This is a genomic window from Terrihalobacillus insolitus (assembly GCF_028416575.1).
In the GTDB taxonomy this organism is placed as follows: Bacteria; Bacillota; Bacilli; order Bacillales; family Amphibacillaceae; genus Terrihalobacillus; species Terrihalobacillus insolitus.
Genome location: NZ_JAMQKB010000025.1, coordinates 1 through 21,315 on the forward strand (window position 1 = coordinate 1; position 21,315 = coordinate 21,315).

Here is a 21,315-nt window from a genome sequence, read left to right on the forward strand (position 1 = left end):
GTAGATTGATTAACTCATCCTGCTCTGGAGTTCTATTGTCTTTCTCTTCAAATGATCCAGTTGATTTATGTCGGCGTACCCACGTATCAAAGGCAGATGGCGTCAGCTCGTATTCTTTGATAATTTCACTTCTGGGTTTACCTGAAAGGTGCAGCTGGACAATTTGTTCTTTAAACTCTTTTGAGAATGTTCTTCTTTCTCTTTTGGTCATAAATTGATTCTCCTCCGACTTTGTATTGAATCAAGTTTACATGACCTTAATGAGTCTGTCCAACTAAGTGTAACCTATCCAGGTTTGAGCATTAAAAGGTTAGATGAATAATACCTTTATATAGAACCAACAACTTTAATATTTTTTGAATCGCCTCCGTCAATAAGTATGGGCCACCTGTTCAATTTAACGGAAGATTCAGTGCATCACCAAAGCTGAAGCGGAATACCACTGATCGCTTTGCCACTTCTTATTTAATCGCAGGAAGTTATGGGTAATAACAACTTAGATAGTGACTGTCCATGGTACGTTCCCTATGTTGATGAACCTTCAAAGGGATCTATTTTCTTCGCCGATGGAGGACTAAAGATAGATACAAACAAGGTCAAAATGTATTAATAGTGGCGCAATTAGATGGGATAAAGTTGCCTTTTTCATGCATTAGTTTATACAATTGTAAAGGAGAGGTATTTAATAACCTCTCCGTTATTTTACCCTAAAAACCGGTACGGTGAACCGTATCACAAATAGTGGTAAAAATTTGAAGATAGGGTGGCATTTTGTTTTGAATCAGAATTTGAAGAGGACTTTTGCTCTGAATGATCCGATTTAAGATATAGTATGTGGATAAGTGTAAACGTCTTGGACAGATTGACTTTGGAAAAGTCGAAATCAAGCTCAATTTTATCAACAACTCGTTTACCACCGTCGGATTGTTTGATTGTAATTTTATTCATCAAAAGCTGAAAGAGTTGCTTTTTCTTTTCTCTCGAAGACTGTTGAAATGCTTGAACATACTTTTCTAATAAAAGTCTAACCACGTTAGGTGGTATAATTTTTGAGTCTGATGAACTTAGTTGAACGCTAAGTTCATTTTTCTTTTGTTCTAAGTCATTCTTCGACTTAGCTAACTTCTGTAACCGTTCCTGTAGTATGGAAACAGGGAAGAGATTTTGCTCAAATGCTTCCATATATTTTTCTTGCATCGTGTTGGCTTCTTTAAGCTCTATTTCAATCTTCTTTAACTGCTCTTTTAGTTTCACATTGGATTGATGTGCGGTAGCCAAGAAAAAGTGTACAAAAGTAGAGTGCCTAAAATATTGGTATTAAAACCATGTCGAGAAAAACTTGACACATACAAGAAAATTTCTGCAAGTGACAGGCACCTTTATACCAGATATAATAAAAGAGTCACATTGAAAGTGTGGAGGTAGTGTATATGCATTCTTTAAATCATATTTATAAAGAAGAAATCTTTGAAACTGTATTTGAAAATGCCTATCATTGTTTTGTAGTTGTTGATGGTCAGGGATTGATCACATACATGAACAATACTTATTGTGAGTTTCTTGGGGTAGATAAAAAAGATGTCATAGGTAAGCATGTAACTGACGTCATAGAGAACACGAGAATGCATATTGTTGCTCACTCGGGAGAAGAAGAGATTGCTGATCTTCAATATATTCGTGGTAACCATATGATTGCAAACAGGATTCCAGTACGTTCTGGTGGAATGGTGGTTGGTGCGGTTGGTACCGTGCTTTTTCGCGATACAAAAGAATGGATGAAAATGAATAGCCATATTAAAGATCTGTTATTGGAGCTAGAACATTATCGCAGTCAAGTGAAAAATCAGCATGGGGTAATATACTCTCTTCATGATCTAGTTGGTAGCTCAGCCCAAATGAATAGCCTTAAAAATAAAATCAAAAAAGTCTCACCTGGGGATGTTTCTATTCTTTTAAGAGGTGAAAGTGGAACAGGAAAAGAACTATTCGCACACAGTATTCATCATTTAAGTGAACGCAATGGCAAACCTTTTGTAAAGGTGAATTGTGCAGCAATACCTGAGCATTTACTTGAATCGGAACTGTTTGGATATAAAGAGGGTGCTTTTACAGGAGCGAAAAAGGGTGGTAAGTTAGGTAAATTTCAATTAGCAGATGGTGGTACGATCTTCTTAGATGAAATCGGTGACATGCCATTAAGTGCTCAAGTGAAAATTCTCAGAGTGTTACAAGAAGGAGAAGTTGAGGCGTTAGGAGCAGTCGAATCCCAGAAGATAGATGTGAGAATTATAACAGCAACAAATCAGCCTTTGGAGAAATTAATAGAAGAGGATCGTTTTCGCGAAGACTTATTTTATCGTATTAATGTGGTTCAAATCCAATTACCTTCATTAAGGGATCGTCCAGAAGATTTGCGAGTGTTATCTAAATATATTCTTCATAAGGTCACTGGTCGCACGGGAAAAAGAGTCATTGATTTTGATTCAAACGTGTTAGAACGTTTTATGCAATATCAATGGCCAGGAAATATAAGAGAATTAGAGAACGTTATTGAATCGGCAGTTCATCTAACGAATACAGAGGTAATACAGGTTGAAGATTTACCGGACCAAATGCATCCTAATTCCTATGGTCAGAATAGAAGTTTAAAAGAGATTGTGGAAAATACTGAAAAACAGGCAATTGAAAGAGCATTAAAGAGAGTAGATGGAGACAAATTGGAAGCAACAAAATTACTAGGAATAGGGAAGTCGAGTTTGTATGAAAAAATAAAAAAATATAGATTATAAATTTTCCGGAATATCGGAATTCACTTCCGTTTTCGTGGAAAATTTATTTTTGGTGCCTTAAGTAAGGGTTTACATTATTCGTGGGATTATATTTAAACCATTTTTCCGAAAAAACGGAAAAATGGTTTTTTACATTTTAACATAATTACAATTTTGAAAGTGTTTAAAAGTTGGCACGCTTTTTGCAAATAGTAAGAGTGAAGGGGGCGTTTACAAATGAAAAAAATTTATACATCATTTAACGATGTAGTAAATGAAATCCAAGACGGATCTACTCTTATGGTTGGTGGATTCGGGCTTGTTGGTATTCCTGAAAATCTTATTCTAGCTTTAGTAGAATCTAAAGTGAAACATTTGACGGTCATATCCAATAATTGTGGAGTAGATGATTGGGGACTAGGTTTGCTGCTTAAAAATAAGCAAATTGACAAAATGATTGGATCCTATGTCGGGGAAAACAAGGAATTTGAGCGTCAAGTTTTATCAGGAGAGTTAGAAGTAGAACTTGTTCCTCAAGGTACATTAGCCGAAAGAATTCGTGCAGGTGGCGCTGGAATACCGGCTTTCTACACACCAGCTGGCGTAGGCACACCGATTGCTGAAGGTGTTGAAGTACGAACGTTTGATAATAAGGAGTATTTACTTCAGACGGAATTAAAAGCAGATTTTAGTCTTATCAGAGCAGCAAAAGGTGACAAAAGTGGAAACCTTATGTATAACAAAACGGCCCAAAACTTTAATCCAATGATGGCTGCAGCCGGCAAAACAACAATTGCCGAGGTGGAACAAATAGTGGAATCAGGATCACTTGACCCTGAATATATTCATACACCTGGAATTTATGTCCAAGGATTAATTGAAGGGAAGCAAGAGAAAAGAATTGAGCGCTTAACAGTAAGATAGCAAGCTTAACTTTTTCGATAAGGAGGAGAATCAAATCATGGCGAAACAAATGGATAAAGCAGCAGTTAGGGAACAAATTGCAAGGCGAGCTGAACAGGAAATTGTAAGCGGTTCCTACGTTAACTTAGGAATAGGAATGCCGACAATGGTAGCGAATTATATTAAACCAGATAAACAGGTCGTTCTCCAGTCAGAGAATGGTTTACTTGGAATTGGCAGATCACCTTTAAAAGAAGAGGTTGACCCTGATTTAATTAATGCTGGTAAAGAAACGGTAACAGCTTCTATTGGGGCATCTTTTTGTAGTAGTGCAGAGTCCTTTGCGATGATTCGTGGAGAGCATCTGGACCTTGCCATCCTTGGGGGCATGGAAGTATCAGAAAATGGTGACCTAGCGAACTGGATGATCCCGGGAAAGATGATAAAAGGCATGGGTGGGGCGATGGATATTGTTCACGGAGCAAAGAAAATCGTCATCATCATGGATCATGTTAACAAGCATGGTGAGCCAAAAATTTTAAAAGAGTGCAGTCTTCCTTTAACAGGTAAAGGTGTCGTTGATCGCATCATAACAGATCGGGCAGTCATTGATGTTGAACAGGATTGTCTCGTGCTTGTAGAAGTTAATGAGGGATGGACAGTAGAAGAAGTTGTCCAGTCAACAGAGGCAGAGCTAAAAATTAGTGACAAACTTCAAGTAACTACTTTATAAAAAATGGATAGGAGGGTTTTGGATTATGGTAGAAAATAAAGTTGTTTTTATTACAGGTGCTGCGAGTGGGATTGGTTACGAAATAGGTGTCGAGTTTGTCAAAAATGGGGCAAAGATAGCTTTCTCCGATATTAATGAAGAGAAGGTGAAGGAAGTAACAGAAAAATTAAACGAAGAAGGTCATGATTGTTTAGGTATTAAGTGTGATGTAACAAACGAAGATGAACTGAAAGCGGCAATTGATAAAACAGTTGAACGATATGGTAGACTCGACGTTTTAATTAACAACGCAGGGCTACAACATGTCGCTTCCATTGAAGAATTTCCGACAGAAAAATTTGAGTTTATTACAAAAGTTATGCTTGTTGCTCCGTTTATGGCAACAAAGCATGCATTTCCCATTATGAAAAAGCAAGGATTCGGCCGAATTATTAATATGGCTTCCATTAATGGACTGATTGGGTTCGCTGGAAAAGCTGCTTATAATAGCTCGAAGCATGGTGTAATAGGGCTTACAAAAGTTGCTGCATTAGAAGGTGCAGCTGATGGTATAACTGTTAACGCTGTATGCCCAGGATATGTGGACACACCGCTTGTGCGAAATCAGCTTGAGGACTTAGCAAAAAATCGTAATGTCTCCTTGGAGAAGGTGCTTGAGGAAGTCATTTACCCATTAGTTCCACAAAAGCGTTTGTTGACTGTTCAAGAAATTGCTGATTATACAATCTTTTTAGCAAGTGACAAAGCAAAAGGAGTGACTGGGCAAGCTGTAGTAATCGACGGTGGCTATACAGCTCAATAATGATGAGGTTAGGAGTGAGGAAATGAGTAACGTATATATAGTAGAAGGTGCCCGTACTCCATTTGGTAGTTTTGGAGGAAGTCTTAAGGATGTATCCTCAACAGAGCTGGGAGTGACCGCAAGTAAGGAAGCAATAAAAAGAAGTGGAATAGATCCAGAAAATATTGATCTATCAGTGCTAGGAACCGTTATTCACTCATCAAAAAATGCACCCTATTTAGCCAGACACATTGCACTACAGGTGGGTATTCCAATGTCTAGTCCCGCACTTGCTGTCAATCGGTTGTGTGGATCTGGACTCCAATCAATTGTCTCTGCTACACAATCCATATTACTAGGAGAGGGTGAAGTTGCTTTAGCAGGTGGAGTAGATAGTATGAGTCTAGCCCCTTATGCGCTTAGGGAAAGTCGTTTTGGAACGAAATTAGGAACTCCACAAATGGATGATATGCTTTGGGCGGCATTAACCGATGAATATATCGGCAGTGGCATGGGAGTGACAGCAGAAAATCTTGCCGAAAAATATGCTATATCTCGTGAGGAACAAGATGAATACGCTTATCTAAGTCATCAACGGGCGGCAGCTGCTAAAAATGAGGGGAAGTTTGCTGAGGAGATTGCTCCAGTTGAAGTTAAATCAAGAAAAGGTACGGCAAGGATTGATACAGATGAACACATTAGGGAAGATACTGCTGTTGAAAAACTAGCCAAATTAAAACCAGCATTTAAAAAAGATGGAACTGTAACAGGTGGAAATGCTAGTGGAATTAATGATGGTGCAGGAGCGGTAGTTCTAGCAGGCGAACAATTTGTCCAAAAAAATAACTTACAGCCATTGGTAAAAATTGTTTCTTGGGGCGTTGCTGGTGTTGATCCTACTATAATGGGAATTGGTCCAGTACCTGCTATTAAGAAAGCTTTAGAGAATTCAAACTTAACGTTAGATGATATCGACCTTATTGAAGTGAACGAAGCTTTTTCAGCACAATATTTAGCAGTTGAGAAAGAATTAGGCTTAGATCGAGACAAAGTCAACGTTAATGGTGGAGCGATTGCTTTAGGACACCCGATCGGAGCTAGTGGTACACGAGTGCTATATTCCGTTATTAAAGAATTAAAGAGAAGAAATCAGAAATACGGAATTGCCTCCCTGTGCATCGGTGGCGGTCAAGGGATAGCGATGGTTGTAGAAGCGCTGTAATTATTCATAATTTTTAATTTTATCCAACTAAGGGGGATTTTATATGTTTGGAATATTACTGGGTCTCATCGTTCTAATGGCACTTGCTTACTTAGGCTGGTCCATTATTTGGGTGGCACCAATTGCGGCAGGAGTCGTTGCTCTAACAGGGGGATTGGATTTATTAGATGCATATAAAGATACATACATGGGTGGATTTGTATCGTTTGCAAAGGATTGGTTTCCTGTTTTCATGCTCGGGGCAGTATTTGGAAAACTAATGGAAGATACAGGGATGGCAAGGTCGGTTGCAGTTGCCTTAACAAAAATTATAGGTACGAAGCGAGCAATCCTTGGAGTGTTAGTTTCAGCAGCTGTATTAACATATGGCGGCGTTAGTTTATTTGTGGTTGTATTTGCTGTTTATCCACTTGCATTAACACTGTTTCGCGAGGCGAATATAAGCAGAAAGTTAATTCCAGCAACGGTTGCGCTCGGTGCTTTCACATTCACAATGACAGCAATACCTGGAACACCTCAAATTCAAAATTTAATTCCGATGGAGTATTATCAGACAACCCCAACAGCAGCTCCTATTATGGGAATAATTGCCGGTTTAGTCATGGCAGTTGGTGGTTATTTGTATCTTAGATGGCGAGAGAAAAAAATGACAGCCAATGGAGAAACATTTACTGAGCCAAAAGATAATAAAGTTATTAATGTTGAAGGGGGCACACCTCCGTTTCTATTGTCTTTATTACCACTTTTAACAGTACTAATTACGTTAAATTTCTTCCAATGGGATGTTGTGATCGCTCTAATTTCAGGAATTGTTTTAATCATGCTATTAAACTTGTCCAAATTTAAAGGATTTGTAAAGGCGATGAATAGTGGAGCAGTTGGTTCAGTTACAGCGATAATTAATACTAGTGCAGCTGTTGGCTTCGGTACAGTCGTAAAAGCCGTTCCCGGATTTGAACGTCTTACTGAATTATTAATGGGTGTCAAAGGTAATCCTTTAATATCTGAAGCGTTTGCCGTTAATATCCTGGCTGGTGCAACGGGATCAGCATCTGGAGGTATGGGTATAGCTCTAGAAGCACTTGGATCAAAATACTATGAAATTGCCCAGAATACAGGTATTAGTCCAGAAGCATTTCATCGGGTTGCTTCACTTTCTTCTGGTGGACTAGATGCACTTCCACATAATGGTGCAGTCCTAACACTATTTGCGATAACTGGTATGACCCATAAAGACAGTTATAAAGACATCTTTGTTGTAGCAGTCTTAATACCAGTAATTTCAGTTATAATAGGAATTCTTTTTGCCTCAATCGGAATCTTTTAATTAGTGCCAGTGTGTCTGTCACCTGTCGAAAAATCTTTGCTCTGGCAAAGAAAAATCGGCAAGTGACAGGCACCTTATTTTTTTCCTCATATTTTTATTGTCATTACAAAGGATATTAAAAAAGAACAACGATTGAAAGAAGTGACTACACATTGCACATCCTCTTAATAAGAATGGCGGCCGCCCCTATAAGCATCAAAACAACAACGTAAAGTTAGAACGCGGCTTAATGGCCCACGGTACATGAACTAGATGAATTTAACCGCAATTTATGCATTCCGTACGTGATAATTCAGCGTGAATATAGCATGGATATTCAAAAAAATTCAAATGTCTCCAAGTTCCATTATGATCAGCAATATCATATACTTTCTGATCTTCTTGACCACAATTAGAACAACTAAAAGTAGCTCCTTTGCGAAAAGAAATATAATAATCTAAGCACTCTTTTTCTTCATCAAATACACAGCTCTCAATATACCACGGTTCGGGGATATGAAAAACACTATCAATATCTTGGACTACAATACTCATGAATTATCACCCTTTGATTCTATTAGTTAGAATCTAGTATTTGAAGAAGCACTTTGATCTTATTAAAACCTTTAGCTTTGACCATAGCGTTGATAAAACATTTGAACCCGATACCGCTCCTGTATTCTCAAAACTCTCTTGTTCAGGTTCTTTTAAACTATTCCGTACATTTTCTTAACAATATTTCGCTAGCACAAGACGAAGAGCGAACCACCTCGATTGGCAGTTCGCTCTTTTTGTGTTTTATTTTGCAATTGTTTCTTCAGCTGTTTGGCTATTTTTCTTACTGCTTTTCACAATGTGATAAACACCGATTGTAAGCATTGGGATTGCATAAATCGCGATCATTGCGTAAGCCATCCACGTGTAGCCAATAGCAATCAAATCAATAATTCCGATCTGTGCAAAGATAATCGATAAAATAAGGGCACCAATCGCAATGGCTCCGCTTTGTCCTTTTGATAGCTGTTTGTTTGACTTTTCCTCCATATGTGTATTCACACGCTCAAGGAATGCATGGATCATGCCTGTAGCTGTTTCGATCAGTGTCCAGCCTACAACAATACCGAAGAGGACCACTACCCAGCCTCCATATCCTTGTAGCATTTCTAGCCATGGCACTGAAGCACTTAGTACACCTTCAGAAGGATAAAAGCCGAGTAAACTGAAATATGTTAGGAACCACGGGATCGTCATGAGAACACCTGCAATAATCCCAGAAATAACCGACTCTTTACGAGATTTTTGACGTTTCACTGTAAAGAGTGCTGCAGGGAATACCGCTAAGTTATACCCTACATACAAAATCCCGCTCCATAGTACTGACCAAACCATAACTTCTCCATCCATAAAGCTCGTATTACCGGAAGCGAGTATTGCTTGGGCGTCGTCCCAAGTAGAGCCAATGACCAGTGCTGCAAAAACAACATAACCAATAAATAAAGCCACTGTACCGAATGTTTTAAAGCGTTCGATAACGCCTTTCCCATAAAAGTTTAAAAGACCCACGATTGCGGCAATAGCAAATACACCTACCCAATAATTTAAGCCTAATGTGTTGTTTAGGATTTCACCTGTTGCAGATGCCATAACCGCAATGATAAGGATTGCTAATAGGAGATAGACGATATCATACAGCACCCATGCTCTCCCGATTAAGTTTTTCAATAAGGAGCGGTAATCATACGCCTTAAAATACCTTGCCAGTTCAAAGGATAGGATTGCCATAACGATAAAACCGATAAAAATGCCAATACCACCAATCCAACCCACGGCGCCGTATTTAGCTCCATACTCGACAATTTCTCGACCTGTGGCAAATCCGCCACCCATTAGGACTGACTGTAGGACGATCCCTGGGAGGACGTACCTACCAAAAGCACCATCGAAAAAACTTTTCTTTTGCCCTTCCATCTTTTTTCCCCCTTAAATTTTTTACCTACCAGTTAGCGGTTGAATACTGTTTTATCGACTGTGAATGCTTCTAGAGCTGGTCGGTTAATATCATAACCAATGCCCGGTTTGTCCGGAACACGGATGATGCCATCTGTTACCGTTACATCTGGATCAATAATGTCTTTTTCCCAATAGCGTGAGGAGCTTGCTGTGTCGCCTGGAAGCGTAAAGTTCGTTAGTGTTGTTAGGGCAATATTATGAGCTCGTCCCACACCAGCCTCTAACATGCCGCCACACCATACTTCAATGCCGTGCTTCTGGCAGAGATCATGAATACGTACCGATTCACTAAGGCCACCTACACGCCCGACTTTAATGTTAATGATTTTCACACTCCCGAGTTCAATAGCACGTCTTGCATCATCATAGGAATGAATGCTTTCATCAAGACAAATTGGAGTTTTCAGCTGACGCTGTAGCTCCGCATGATCAAAAATGTCGTCATGAGCAAGCGGCTGTTCAATCATCATAAGGTTCAGATCATCTAGCTGCTTTAAATGATTAGCGTCATCTAAGGTGTAGGCAGAGTTCGCATCAACCATTAATGGAATGTCTGGGAATACGTTGCGTACCTCACGCATCACATCTACATCCCAGCCTGGCTTAATTTTGACTTTAATCCTTTTGTAGCCTTCCTCCACGTGCTTTCCAATCACTTCGATTAAATCCTTAACAGTTGGTTGAATACCGATGCTTATCCCCACATCAATCTCTTCTTTCGTTCCCCCGAGGGCTTCAGCAAGGGTGATGTTATTTCGTTTTGCGTAGACGTCCCAAACCGCGCCTTCTAGGGCTGATTTTGCCATATGATTTTTTCTGATCGATAAAAAGCGTAGGAACACTTCATCCGGATGTTCAATAGGCTTCTCCAGTAAAAGCGGGATAAGAAAATCCTTCATCATGTGCTCATTCGTTTGTACGGTTTCCTCGCTATACCAAGGACTAGAGAAGGCAACCGACTCTCCAAAGCCGACATTCCCTTTTTCATCTATGACTTCAACCACAAAGAAGTCTTTATCTTGGAACGTGCCGAAGCTTGTCGTAAACGGACTTTTTAATCGCATTTGCAGCTTATGTAAAATTACTTTTTCAATCGTGATACTCATGTGTATCGCTCCTTGTCTATAACGAAAGTGTGTTTCTTTTTTCAAAATGGTAAAGACTTATCTTTTCCTCAGGGTTTGGGGTAAGGTCAACCGCTACATAGCCATCTGCCATCAGCTGCTGGATCCACTTGCGAGTTTTATACCGCCAATCTATGGCAAGCTGTAAGTCCTCTTTTTTTATTTCCTGATATTGCGTTGGGATGGGGACAATAGCACCTGCTGTTGGATCAAATGTATCAGCTATTACCGGAAATCCTTTATCCGTATATTCGATCGCGTCAGTTGGGAGATTCGTTTTTTCTGATTTGTCTCGTGGTTCTGCCACATGCTCCGAGTCAATCCACCATTCGACTAGAAAACGATCTGTTGGTAAGCCCGCATTCAGCACATCATTCATCTTCCCGTAATGATTTTCAATATAGCGCCCCCCTATTCCCCCGAGTTTGTGTAGGTTGAGATAGGTATTGACGCTTTCTAGCGGATCAAAAGTCCAAATAATGAGCTTATAGCCCATTTGGAGGGCAATGTCCTTTTGTAGCTCCTTCATTTTAGCTCCGAGTCCACCTGTGCGGTAATCTGGATGAATGCCGAGCATATGGGAGCAAAGATAGATGTCTCCTCCCTTAAACCCAGGAAAGCTGTATAAAAAGCCAATGATTTCGTCGCCACCGTAAGCACCAATTAAAATGCCCCCATTGTTCACTGCTGTATAGGTTTGGTGAAAAGGGATTGGGTTCATTTGCCAAACGAGCTGTTCAATTTGTTGGACTTGCTTCACTTCATCTAGTTGAGTGATTTGCTTAATCGTTATGTCTTTCTTCATGTTGTACACTCTCCTTCGACTGTTGCGATAATGGCTTTTACTAAGATTTCAATCCCTGTTAACATCGCCTTATGGTTAAAAGTCATGTTCGGATGATGCAACCCTGGTGCTAAATCACAGCCAATTCCGAGCATGGATGCTTTTAAATGTGGGCGTTTAATCGTGTAAAAATGAAAATCATCGCCACCTGTTGTGACTAATGGGGGGTAACATTTTTCCTCCCCTAGTACATCAATGATGGCAGTTTTCATTTTCTCTTGTGCCTCTTGACTTACCTCTGCTGCAGCTATACTTGCGCCAATTTCAAAAGAAAGATCAACGCCGTAATAATTGGTAAGATGTTCACCAATTCCCTCCACCTTCTTTTGTAGCTCTTCCATCGTTTCATTTTTCTGTGCTCGTAAATCAAGACTAAATGTTGCAGATCCTGGAATAATGTTGCTGCTTTCACCACCTGCTTGAAACGCCGTCATTTTTGCGGAATATGTTTGCATCGGATCAATATGAATACCATTTAAGAGATTGACGAAATGCGCACCAATTTCAATCGCATTTTGTCCAAGATGAGGACGAGCACCGTGGGCATCGTCACTTTTTATCGTACCTCTTACAAAGCGAGCTCCCCCGTGTAGAATGGAGGGGACAGCGGATCCATCAGGGATTTCTTGGATTGGGCGTAAATGCATGCCGTACAAGTAGCTCACATCATCAACCACACCTTTTTCCACCATCTTTAAGGCACCTGTCCCCTTTTCTTCCGCAGGCTGAAAAATGAAGCGGATTGTACCATTTGGATTCGGATAGAATTTTTTCAACACGAACAGGACACCGAGCGCAATGGACATATGGGCATCATGTCCGCACGAGTGGTTCGCTTGAAATGTTCCGTTTACCTCTTGCCACAGCGCATCAATATCTGCTCTAATGGCCACAACAGGTTTTCCATCCCCTATCTCTCCAATGAGGCCGGTATGGTTATCAAACGTTTTAACACGCACCCCTTCAGCTTCAAGCAACTGTGCGAGGTATTCTGTCGTCTTATGCTCCTCCCAGCTAATTTCTGCATGGTTATGTAAATGATTAAATACCTCTATGATTCTAGGTTCCAAACTTTTTATAAATTCCTTCATTTTTAAACTCCTTATTCCTGTAGTGATGTGAAAAAGTTGTTTGCATGGAAGTTTTCGTATTCTTTTCGTCTCGTTTCAAACTGATCTGGATTAGTCATGGTCACCCCTGCAATTAGGGCGTTCATAAGCGAAAAAACAACCGGTGCCGTGTCTAAAGTAGACTTAAACGGAAGCTTAATCGGAAGCAGTAAATCAGCTTGTGCCCGTATCGGAGCTAAATCCGAATCAGTTATACCAATAATGTAGGCTCCCTTCTTCCTCGCCTCCTGAGCAAAATCGATCGTGTCCCGCGCATAACGGTGAAAAGATAAAGCGATAAACACACTTTCTTCATTTAACTTAGATAGCTCATAAATCAGGTCGTCCATATTCGGCTTGTAGCACGTTGCTCCTCCTCGAATAACATTCAATGCAAAAGCAAGCCATTGGGCTACTGAAAAAGAAGAACGGGCTCCTGTAATTAAAATTTTTTCCGCTGTGGCTAGCTTACTAACAGCTAAATTGAAGTCTTGTTCGCTAATTCGATCAGCAACGGTTAGGATGTGGTTGGAATCAGATAACATTACCTTTTTATGAAAACTATCCGTATCGCTCAATGACGCCTTTTGATCCCCGTACTCCTTTAAGCTACTTTCACCACCAAGCAAGCTCTTTTGAATTTCTTTTTGGAGTTCACTGTAGCCCGAATAACCTAGTGCATGACAAAACCGAAAAACAGTCGTCTCACTCACCCCTATATGCTTCCCTACTTGCTCTGCTGAAGAGATGGCAAAGCTTTTCGGATCAGACTCTAAAAGTCGCGCTACCTTCAACTGTCCCTTTGAAAATTGACCATAATGCGTTTGCAATTTCAAATTAATTTCTTCCATTATATATTGCCACCTAATTTCTAACTGGAACGTTCAATGTTGTTTAACGGATTTTATGAAGTATATCCTTCGCGTTTTTGTAATCTGAAGGAAACGCTTTTTATGAGTTTAACATTGTGTTTGAATTTTTGCAATATTTTATTCAATTTGTTTTGGATATGAAATACATTAATCTTTAGACGTCTAAAAGTAGTTCCCTTAACCGTTCCCTTGCTCTTTTCACTCTTGTCTTCACAGTATTAAGACTAACGCCTGTTTTCGCTTCTATTTCTTTTAAACTCAAATCTTCAAAATAATATAAGTGAATTGGTGAATTTAGATAAGATAATGTAGCTCAGACTTTAGACGTAAAATTTAAGTAATTCTGGACAAGAGAAAAGAAGCTGAATATGACAATTCAGCTTCTTTTAAAAATATTTCCAAATATAAATCGAGTTTAAAATCACAGGTGCCTAGCCCGACCCGAATAATCTTTATACGGACTATTTTGCAGGCTTCTTCCCCGTCCTATTAACCACGCAAACTAGGTCAGCAATGTCCTTTTCTATTTCCTTATTTAGGTAATATTCATAAATAAATGAATAAATAGTAATTATCGAATAGTTCAAATGGGGTGTTGTTTTACTCTTATTGAATTAACCTACTTTTAGCAAATGAGTAACTACGTTATGCCGTAATCGCCCCCTGTTACTTTAAGTTAACATTTCACTTATTATAACTTTCTAAAGACAATGAAATAGAAAACTGTGGCAAAAGAAAAATAAAGATTGTATATGGAGGTGGCTATTTTAAAGTCGGTAAGAAGCAAGAAAAATTTATCCTGATCATTATGTTTTATTAAATATTTTGAATCAAGTGTATAAAATAAGCATCAGTTCCAGTATTTTACTGAACTGACGCTTTAATATGTGATTAGGAAATAACTAATAAATCCTTTATCATTCTTCAAATCATTCTTAAATTTTTACTTGTTCCTTTATAATCTGCAATTCTTTTGGATAACTGGTTAGAACTTCTACCCCATCTTTAGTTATCACGATATCATCCTCGATACGCACACCACCGATTTCAGGTATATAGATACCTGGTTCAATCGTAAAAGCCATACCTTCTACTAAAGGTTGATTATTTTGATTATTAAGCGAAGGGAATTCGTGAACTTCTATACCGAGACCGTGACCTAATCTATGAATGAAATAAGGACCGTACCCTTTATCTTCAATGTAGTTACGTGAAATGGTATCAAGTTCCCCAACTTTGTTGCCGACGTTACAGTGATTGATTGCTGCTAACTCTGCATTTAAAACGGTTTGATAAATCTCTTTCTGTTCCTGTGACGCTTCTCCAAATATGAAGGTTCTCGTAATATCGGAACAATATCCGTTGTAATGAACACCAATGTCAAATAAGACGAAATTACCTTTTTTTAATTTTTGATTTCCAGGAACGCCATGTGGATCTGCAGATTTTTGACCAAATAGCACAATCGGATCAAAGGAAAATTTATGTACTCCATTTTTCTTCATTTCAGATTCAATACTAGAAAGTACCTCAAGTTCTGTAACACCTACAGCCACCGCTTTTACACCTGCTTCAATGCCAAGATCAGCTAGCCTTGCAGCTTCTCTCATAATTTCAATTTCAGACTCATCTTTCGTCAATCTCATTTGTTGCAATTCAGGTTCAATATTTTCAATTTTGGCTTCTTGGAATAAATCTTTCAAATTGTAATAACGAGAAAGGATTAAATGATTTTCCTCTACAGCCATTTTTTTGAAAGAAAGATTTGTTTGATCTAACTTCTTTTGTATTAATTCCCATGGATTGTCTGTATCCGAAAAGTCAACAATACCGTATTTCCATCCTGAATTTCTTGCCGTATTTGTTTCCATTTTTGGACAGACAAGAATTGGTTCCTGATTCGGAAATACAAGAAGGCCTAATAAGCGTTCGTGTGGTACACAATAGAACCCCGTTAAATAAAATACATTTGCAGTGGATGTCACAAAGGCCACTGAAATCTGTTGTTCTTGTAAGTAATTTGACAAACGATTCATACGTTTATTTCTCAACATTTTTCACCTCAGTGAAGAAAAGTTTACTATGCAATGGTAGAATCCTCAAGATCTTCATCTTCCTCATCAACATCCGTAAATTGATCTGGTGCAACACTTGCTTTAATTTTCATTGCTATCACATACACAATACTGGATGCAATTAAGGATTGAACTGCAGGTAAACCAAACGTAGTCACATATTGCGTTAAGTAGCCAAGTAGAGTACCTGCAACAAGAGCTATCGTTGCCATCCAGTTCCAACCTGGATTATCTTTCCAAGTGCGTTTCCGGATAAAGAAAAAGTCAGCCATCATAACCCCGGCAATTGCTGGATAAACGAGAGCAGTCATATATAAGAAGTCTGTAAAGTAATTAAGAATTCCTGCTAAAGCAATTATAATAGCCACAATTGTTCCACCAAATGTTAACCATGCTCTTCCTTTGTCAGAGTTAACATTTAACATATTAGCTAATGCTAGCCCCATACTATAATTGTTTACCAATTGGCTAGTCCAAGTTGCAAACCATAGGATCAAAAAGCCCCATATCGGAAATCCAAGGTTCAACATGACATTAACAATATCCGCATCCCCAATACCAACAGACATAATCGCTCCTACTAAGAATAAAGGAAACCCAATGACAGCAATCCCAGCAGGAATCAGTGCATTATCTTTAACTCTTGGTTTCGCATAACGAGTATAGTCGGCGGCGATGACCCACTGGGATACATTTACACCAATAACTAAACTAATAGCAGCTAAAATACCCATTGTCGGCTCAGGACTCCAACTAGAAATTGTCTCCCAACCTGTATTCTTGAAAGCAAGATAGATAGCAAGTACAACTAACAATAGACCTGCAGGAACAGCAATATAATCTGTCCATTTCATCGAACCATACCCTATAATAGACGGTATGGCAAAGAGAAGACCTGCAATGATGGTAATTATTGCCCATATTCCCCACTGGGAAGTGTAGTCGATTCCAAACATAGCAGCAATGGAGTTACCTGCAACAGATGTTTGGAGTGCCCACCAACCGAGTGATACGACAAAGATAGTCAAACCCACAATAAATCTGGCTTGTGATGCTCCAAAACTAGTTCGTGCTATAACAGAAGAAGACCGACCCGTTTTTGCACCGATGAAACCCATAACTGCGTTTCCAATCCATTGGAAACCAAATAGAGCAATGATTAATATCCAAAAGATTGTACTAAGTCCAAAACTACCAGCTAAGGTAGCACCTACCATCAATACAGGGATGGTAAATTCTAATCCTCCAAAAATCATCGCTGGTGTCATCCAGTGTTGTCGTTTACTTTCTGGTATAGATGCCAGCGCTTCGTCCTTTCCAACAGGTTTAACGTTTTTCTTTTCCATTTTCTCCACACCCCTCATTTTTTCTAAATATTTTAAAATTAAAATCAAAAAATTTTTGTAGTAGAAAAGAAAGCGCTCTTTTCTACTACTTAAAGATGTTTACTTTTCCTTCACTAGTGCCCAAACGATTTCACAAGGTTTCTCACTGGAATTTACAGCCCAGTGTTCTTCACCCGCGGGAATAAATGTTGCTTCAGATTCGTTTACCTTATATTTTTTGCCTCCACTTTCCCCTTCTAGCTGTCCTTTAATAATGAAAGAATACTCATTTTCCTCATGTAAGGAAAGCCCTTCTTCGGGAACACGTCCTCCCGGTGGAATTGCTACAGTACCAAACTTCACTTCTGTCTTATCTGATTGATCTTCAAACAAAGTAAGTAATCCGTTTTTGTCAAATCCTTGTCTATTAAATTCCATATTTTTCTCCTTTACGCATTTAATCGTATTTCAAGCTCTTTGAAGTCAAATGTATCTGGATTTACTTCTACGCCAAATAGCTCCTTCGCTTCTTCGACTGTGTAGTACTCGTTTTTAACATCCTTGGCAACTTGTTCAGCTGGGCGTTTGTATGGATCTCCATATCCCCCACCAGTTGCTGTTCTTAGTTTAATCACGTCATTCTTTTGTAGTTGATAACGTGGATAAACCCCGTATGGACCGTCTACTTCTCCGGTTGATTTTTCAACGTAAAATTCATTAGGAGAACCATCATGTCCACCTTTTGTTCCCCATGGATGGAACTTGTGTCGTCCAAAGGTAACAGTGGCGGCTTGCCCATTCGTCATGGCACGATAAGAGCGGATAACTCCTTTACCACCGATGTATTCACCAGCACCAGCCCCGTCAATTCGCAAACTATACTCATCAACCATTACTCCATATCGGGTTTCTGCTACTTCGACTGGCACGTTATATGTCTCACCATCCGCTACGCAGAATTGTCCACTGGCACCATCTTGTCCGTCGGCGCCACCCCATCCTCCTACAGATGGTTCAACAATTAAGAATGGTTCGTCTGTGTCTTGATGTAGACCTGATAGAGTGATAGAGCTAATAGATAGTAAATGTCCTGCTGATAGTCTTTCTGGTAGATATGGTGCTAAGGCTTTCCAAACTAAATCTAAGCTTCCAACTAATGTTTCAAAATAGTTCGATACTGGCGCTGGGCGTTCCGCTGACATGATAGATTTTGGATCAACAATGACCTTTAATGGTCGGAAAACCCCATCGTTTACGTCCTGAGTCGGGTTTGTTACAGCCAAGAAAATGGTTCTTACGGCTGAAACAAGGCCTGTATAAGAACAGTTGACCGGCCCTGGTACTTGTGGGCTACTGCCACGGAAGTCACAAATAAATTCGTCATCCGTTATTGTTACTTCACACTGGATTGGAAAAGGACCGTTACCGATACCATCCGTGTCTACGAAATCCTGAGCCTTAAACGTCCCTTTTGGTAGTTTTGCAATCTCTTGTCTAGAAATTCTTTCACCATGTTCCAAATGATAGTCAATAGAAGATTGGATAATGTCTCTTCCGTATTTTTCACAAAGCTCTTTCACACGTTTTTCACCTGTTTTTAATGCGGCTACTTGTGCCCACATATCCCCAAGTGATAAATCTGGAAAACGAACATTGGAGCGAATAATTTCCACAAGCCCGTCATTCAACTTGCCTTGATCAAATAACTTGATACAAGGAAATTGTAGTCCTTCTTGGAAAATATCTGTTGAATCATTCGTAAAGGAACCTGGGTCTTTCCCGCCTACTTCTGTCCAATGGGCCTTATTGGCAGAAAACGCAATGAGTTCGCCTTCATGGAAGATTGGCATTACCAAACCAACGTCCGATAGATGGGAACCTCCCCCACCGTAAGGATCGTTGATGATGATAATATCGCCATGGTGTAGGTCGCCTTGTTCTCCATACTTTTCCAGTGTTTCTTTTACCATAAAGGAAAGCATTCCAATAAAACCTGTTACACCATTCCCCTGTGTAAGCAATTGACCTTTCGCATCAGTTAACCCACTAGCATAATCTAGCACTTCATAAATGATAGGGCTCATCGATGTTTTTGCAAGCGCAATAAACATTTCATCCCCGGTTGCTAGTAGGGAATCTTTAACGATTTCTAATGTAAATGGATCAATTTTTGTTGTTGCTTGTACCATTTAGTTCGCCCCCGTTTCGATAATTAAGTTTCCATACTCATCGACGTGTAGTGACTGTCCTTCATAAATCACAGTAACAGCTGCCTTCTCCTCGATAACTGCTGGTCCTTGTACAACTTGTCCTGTAGGTAACAGTTCCCGTTGATAAACATCTGTTGGAACCCAACCATTTGGATTCTCAAAATACACGTTTCGAGTTTCTTTTTTTGCATCATCAAGTGTACCTTCTCGAGGAACTTTGTTAATCACTGGTTTTTGAACTTTACCGAACGCTGTTACATGCAAGTTGACAATTTCAATTTGCGCATCTTCTAATTTAAAGGTGTAATTTTGTTCATGTAGATTATGGAACTTTTCAACAATTTCGTTTACTTCAGCCTCTGTCCAAGCACCGTTCGGAACGGGTACCTTTACAGTATGTTCTTGTCCCACATAGCGCATATCAGCAAAACGATTAAATACTACATCCTCTTTGTTAACCGCTTCATTTTCATACTGATGAAGAGCTCCATTTTCGATTTCATTCCACTGATTGTTTATTTCACTTATATCTAAATCAGCAATCCTTCTAATAAATGTATTAATATAATCATGACGAAGGTCACTCATTAACATGCCCCAAGCAGAGAAAACAGGGGAAGCCACAGGAATGACAACTTTTTTCACACCCAATTCCTTTGCAAGAGCTGGAGCATGCATAGATCCTCCACCACCGAAAGCAACTAACGTAAATTCTTGTGGATTGTGACCTTTTCGGATTGAAATTAATTTTAGGGCATTCAACATATTGGAATTGGCAATTCGAATGATTCCAAGGGCTGCTTCCTCAGCACTCATATCAAATTGTTTTGCAATTTTCGTTTCAATGGCATCTTTCACACGGTTTAAATCGACATCATAGTCGAAGTTTTTGGCTGAAAGACGTCCAGTTAATAGATTCGCATCAGTTGTAGTTGGTTCTGCTCCACCTTGACCATATGCAACCGGTCCTGGCATAGCACCAGCTGATTGTGGACCTACCTTTAGAGAACCAGCGTCGTCGATCCAAGCAATTGATCCCCCACCATTTCCGATTTCTACAATGTCAACTACTGGTGTTTTGATTGGGTAACCAGCATTCCGATCCGTACGCTCAATGTAGTAGTCTGTTGATACTTTTACTTCCCCTTTTTCAATAAGAGAGCATTTGGCGGTTGTACCACCAATATCAAATGCGATTATATTTTCTTCACCAATCATTTTCCCAAGCACTGCAGACCCATAAATACCTGCAACAGGCCCTGATTCTACCATGTTAATTGGGTTCTCTTTCGCATTTCCAAATGTTGTCGTACCACCATTGGATTGCATAATAAAGTTCTTACTTGTCGTGTTTTGTTCAGCAAGCTTATTGTAAAGTTTGTTCACATAAGTAGCTGCTGCTGGTTGTACGTAAGCATTTAAAGCTGCCGTATTGGTACGTTCATACTCACGCCATTCTTTCGTTACCTCATAAGAAGCTGTTACTGCAACTTCCGGCCAAAGTTCTTTAATTAGCTTGATTGTTTCTTTTTCGTGATCGGGGTTTACATAGGAATGAAGGTATGCTACAGCGATAGCTTCAACTTTTTCTTTTTTGAAAAACTCGATTACTTCTTTCACTTGGTCCTTATTAAGAGGCGCAAGTGTTTCACCTTTATAGTTCAATCGCTCATCTACTTCTTTTCGTAGAAAACGATCGATAAATGGAGATGGTTTTTTATAACGAATATTAAAGAGATCAGGTCGGTTTCCACGAGCGATTTCTAATATATCTCTAAACCCTTTTGTCGTGATTAAACCTGTTTTCGCTCCCTTCCGTTCCGTGAGTGCATTAATAATGACCGTAGTTCCATGAATAAACGTGGAAATGGCCTTTTGGTCTATACCGCTTTTTTCTAAAACGTCAATAACACCTTGTTCAAAGTTTGGCGGTGTTGTATGACTCTTGGCAACTTCAATTCCACCATTTTTATCGACGTAGACTAAGTCTGTAAATGTTCCTCCAATGTCTGTTGCTACTCTCATTTACTTTC

At 39.4% G+C, this 21,315-nt stretch carries 20 protein-coding genes; 6 read left to right on the forward strand and 14 right to left on the reverse strand.

The annotated features are described in order from the left end of the window. Both NC797_RS15640 and NC797_RS15645 read right to left on the reverse strand, forming a co-directional pair. On the reverse strand, positions 1-211 hold a 211-nt coding region (locus NC797_RS15640), incomplete at its 3' end, for a transposase (protein ID WP_272437753.1). Between the two features lie 521 nt (positions 212-732). Further along, entirely contained in the window at positions 733-1,278 is a 546-nt protein-coding gene (locus NC797_RS15645) for a hypothetical protein (RefSeq protein ID WP_272437754.1), read from the reverse strand. A 152-nt stretch (positions 1,279-1,430) separates the two neighbouring features. Between NC797_RS15645 and NC797_RS15650 the strand changes: the two genes are divergently transcribed. From NC797_RS15650 to NC797_RS15675, 6 genes are all read left to right on the forward strand, one after another. Beyond that, entirely contained in the window at positions 1,431-2,789 is a 1,359-nt protein-coding gene (locus tag NC797_RS15650; protein WP_272437755.1) for a sigma-54 interaction domain-containing protein, read from the forward strand. 216 nt (positions 2,790-3,005) lie between these two features. Next, a complete protein-coding gene (locus tag NC797_RS15655) occupies positions 3,006-3,692 on the forward strand; it encodes a CoA transferase subunit A (RefSeq protein ID WP_272437756.1) in 687 nt (228 codons plus the stop codon). Between the two features lie 37 nt (positions 3,693-3,729). Then, the gene (locus NC797_RS15660; protein WP_272437757.1) at positions 3,730-4,404 is read left to right on the forward strand and encodes a 3-oxoacid CoA-transferase subunit B; all 675 of its coding nucleotides are present in this window, start codon (positions 3,730-3,732) and stop codon (positions 4,402-4,404) included. A 25-nt stretch (positions 4,405-4,429) separates the two neighbouring features. Continuing rightward, positions 4,430-5,206: a 3-hydroxybutyrate dehydrogenase gene (locus NC797_RS15665; protein ID WP_272437758.1), complete on the forward strand. Its 777-nt coding sequence runs from the start codon at positions 4,430-4,432 to the stop codon at positions 5,204-5,206. Between the two features lie 22 nt (positions 5,207-5,228). Then, positions 5,229-6,407 carry an acetyl-CoA C-acetyltransferase gene (locus NC797_RS15670; RefSeq protein WP_272437759.1) on the forward strand — a complete coding sequence of 393 codons (1,179 nt, stop codon included), beginning with the start codon at positions 5,229-5,231 and terminating at the stop codon, positions 6,405-6,407. 43 nt (positions 6,408-6,450) lie between these two features. Further along, on the forward strand, positions 6,451-7,734 hold the full coding sequence (locus NC797_RS15675) for a GntP family permease (protein ID WP_272437760.1): 1,284 nt from the start codon (positions 6,451-6,453) through the stop codon (positions 7,732-7,734). Between the two features lie 258 nt (positions 7,735-7,992). Here the strand turns inward: NC797_RS15675 and NC797_RS15680 are convergent, their stop codons facing one another. The 12 genes from NC797_RS15680 to NC797_RS15730 all read right to left on the reverse strand — a co-directional run bounded on the left by NC797_RS15680 (position 7,993) and on the right by NC797_RS15730 (position 21,307). Further along, entirely contained in the window at positions 7,993-8,268 is a 276-nt protein-coding gene (locus tag NC797_RS15680; protein WP_272437761.1) for a transposase family protein, read from the reverse strand. A gap of 243 nt (positions 8,269-8,511) precedes the next feature. Beyond that, positions 8,512-9,681, reverse strand: a complete 1,170-nt coding sequence (locus tag NC797_RS15685; protein ID WP_272437762.1) for a YkvI family membrane protein — start codon at positions 9,679-9,681, stop codon at positions 8,512-8,514. A 32-nt stretch (positions 9,682-9,713) separates the two neighbouring features. Beyond that, entirely contained in the window at positions 9,714-10,829 is a 1,116-nt protein-coding gene (gene menC, locus NC797_RS15690; RefSeq protein WP_272437763.1) for an o-succinylbenzoate synthase, read from the reverse strand. Between the two features lie 16 nt (positions 10,830-10,845). Further along, on the reverse strand, positions 10,846-11,652 hold the full coding sequence (locus NC797_RS15695) for a GNAT family N-acetyltransferase (RefSeq protein WP_272437764.1): 807 nt from the start codon (positions 11,650-11,652) through the stop codon (positions 10,846-10,848). Next, positions 11,649-12,782 (reverse strand): M20 peptidase aminoacylase family protein, encoded by a 1,134-nt coding sequence (locus tag NC797_RS15700; protein WP_272437765.1) that lies wholly within the window; start codon positions 12,780-12,782, stop codon positions 11,649-11,651. Before NC797_RS15700 ends, NC797_RS15695 begins: the two co-directional genes overlap by 4 nt. An 11-nt stretch (positions 12,783-12,793) precedes the next feature. Beyond that, entirely contained in the window at positions 12,794-13,651 is an 858-nt protein-coding gene (locus NC797_RS15705) for a MurR/RpiR family transcriptional regulator (RefSeq protein WP_272437766.1), read from the reverse strand. Between the two features lie 175 nt (positions 13,652-13,826). Next, entirely contained in the window at positions 13,827-13,958 is a 132-nt protein-coding gene (locus NC797_RS18465; RefSeq protein WP_417168719.1) for a sigma factor-like helix-turn-helix DNA-binding protein, read from the reverse strand. Between the two features lie 649 nt (positions 13,959-14,607). Next, entirely contained in the window at positions 14,608-15,708 is a 1,101-nt protein-coding gene (locus NC797_RS15710; RefSeq protein WP_272437784.1) for a M24 family metallopeptidase, read from the reverse strand. A 44-nt stretch (positions 15,709-15,752) separates the two neighbouring features. Next, positions 15,753-17,093 (reverse strand): purine-cytosine permease family protein, encoded by a 1,341-nt coding sequence (locus NC797_RS15715; protein WP_272437767.1) that lies wholly within the window; start codon positions 17,091-17,093, stop codon positions 15,753-15,755. A 99-nt stretch (positions 17,094-17,192) separates the two neighbouring features. Beyond that, on the reverse strand, positions 17,193-17,510 hold the full coding sequence (locus NC797_RS15720; protein WP_272437768.1) for a cupin domain-containing protein: 318 nt from the start codon (positions 17,508-17,510) through the stop codon (positions 17,193-17,195). A gap of 11 nt (positions 17,511-17,521) precedes the next feature. Next, on the reverse strand, positions 17,522-19,261 hold the full coding sequence (locus NC797_RS15725) for a hydantoinase B/oxoprolinase family protein (RefSeq protein WP_272437769.1): 1,740 nt from the start codon (positions 19,259-19,261) through the stop codon (positions 17,522-17,524). Then, positions 19,262-21,307 carry a hydantoinase/oxoprolinase family protein gene (locus NC797_RS15730; protein ID WP_272437770.1) on the reverse strand — a complete coding sequence of 682 codons (2,046 nt, stop codon included), beginning with the start codon at positions 21,305-21,307 and terminating at the stop codon, positions 19,262-19,264. Positions 21,308-21,315 lie beyond the last annotated feature (8 nt).

Coding starts and splice junctions, on each gene's coding strand:
- NC797_RS15680 (WP_272437761.1), bottom strand. CDS start 8,268: ATGAGTATTGTAGTCCAAGATATTGATAGTGTTTTTCATATCCCCGAA.
- NC797_RS15700 (WP_272437765.1), bottom strand. CDS start 12,782: ATGAAGGAATTTATAAAAAGTTTGGAACCTAGAATCATAGAGGTATTT.
- NC797_RS15660 (WP_272437757.1), top strand. CDS start 3,730: ATGGCGAAACAAATGGATAAAGCAGCAGTTAGGGAACAAATTGCAAGG.
- NC797_RS15650 (WP_272437755.1), top strand. CDS start 1,431: ATGCATTCTTTAAATCATATTTATAAAGAAGAAATCTTTGAAACTGTA.
- NC797_RS15725 (WP_272437769.1), bottom strand. CDS start 19,261: ATGGTACAAGCAACAACAAAAATTGATCCATTTACATTAGAAATCGTT.
- NC797_RS15695 (WP_272437764.1), bottom strand. CDS start 11,652: ATGAAGAAAGACATAACGATTAAGCAAATCACTCAACTAGATGAAGTG.
- NC797_RS15715 (WP_272437767.1), bottom strand. CDS start 17,093: ATGGAAAAGAAAAACGTTAAACCTGTTGGAAAGGACGAAGCGCTGGCA.
- menC (WP_272437763.1), bottom strand. CDS start 10,829: ATGAGTATCACGATTGAAAAAGTAATTTTACATAAGCTGCAAATGCGA.
- NC797_RS15705 (WP_272437766.1), bottom strand. CDS start 13,651: ATGGAAGAAATTAATTTGAAATTGCAAACGCATTATGGTCAATTTTCA.
- NC797_RS15720 (WP_272437768.1), bottom strand. CDS start 17,510: ATGGAATTTAATAGACAAGGATTTGACAAAAACGGATTACTTACTTTG.
- NC797_RS15665 (WP_272437758.1), top strand. CDS start 4,430: ATGGTAGAAAATAAAGTTGTTTTTATTACAGGTGCTGCGAGTGGGATT.
- NC797_RS15655 (WP_272437756.1), top strand. CDS start 3,006: ATGAAAAAAATTTATACATCATTTAACGATGTAGTAAATGAAATCCAA.
- NC797_RS15710 (WP_272437784.1), bottom strand. CDS start 15,708: ATGAATCGTTTGTCAAATTACTTACAAGAACAACAGATTTCAGTGGCC.
- NC797_RS15685 (WP_272437762.1), bottom strand. CDS start 9,681: ATGGAAGGGCAAAAGAAAAGTTTTTTCGATGGTGCTTTTGGTAGGTAC.
- NC797_RS15675 (WP_272437760.1), top strand. CDS start 6,451: ATGTTTGGAATATTACTGGGTCTCATCGTTCTAATGGCACTTGCTTAC.
- NC797_RS15670 (WP_272437759.1), top strand. CDS start 5,229: ATGAGTAACGTATATATAGTAGAAGGTGCCCGTACTCCATTTGGTAGT.
- NC797_RS15730 (WP_272437770.1), bottom strand. CDS start 21,307: ATGAGAGTAGCAACAGACATTGGAGGAACATTTACAGACTTAGTCTAC.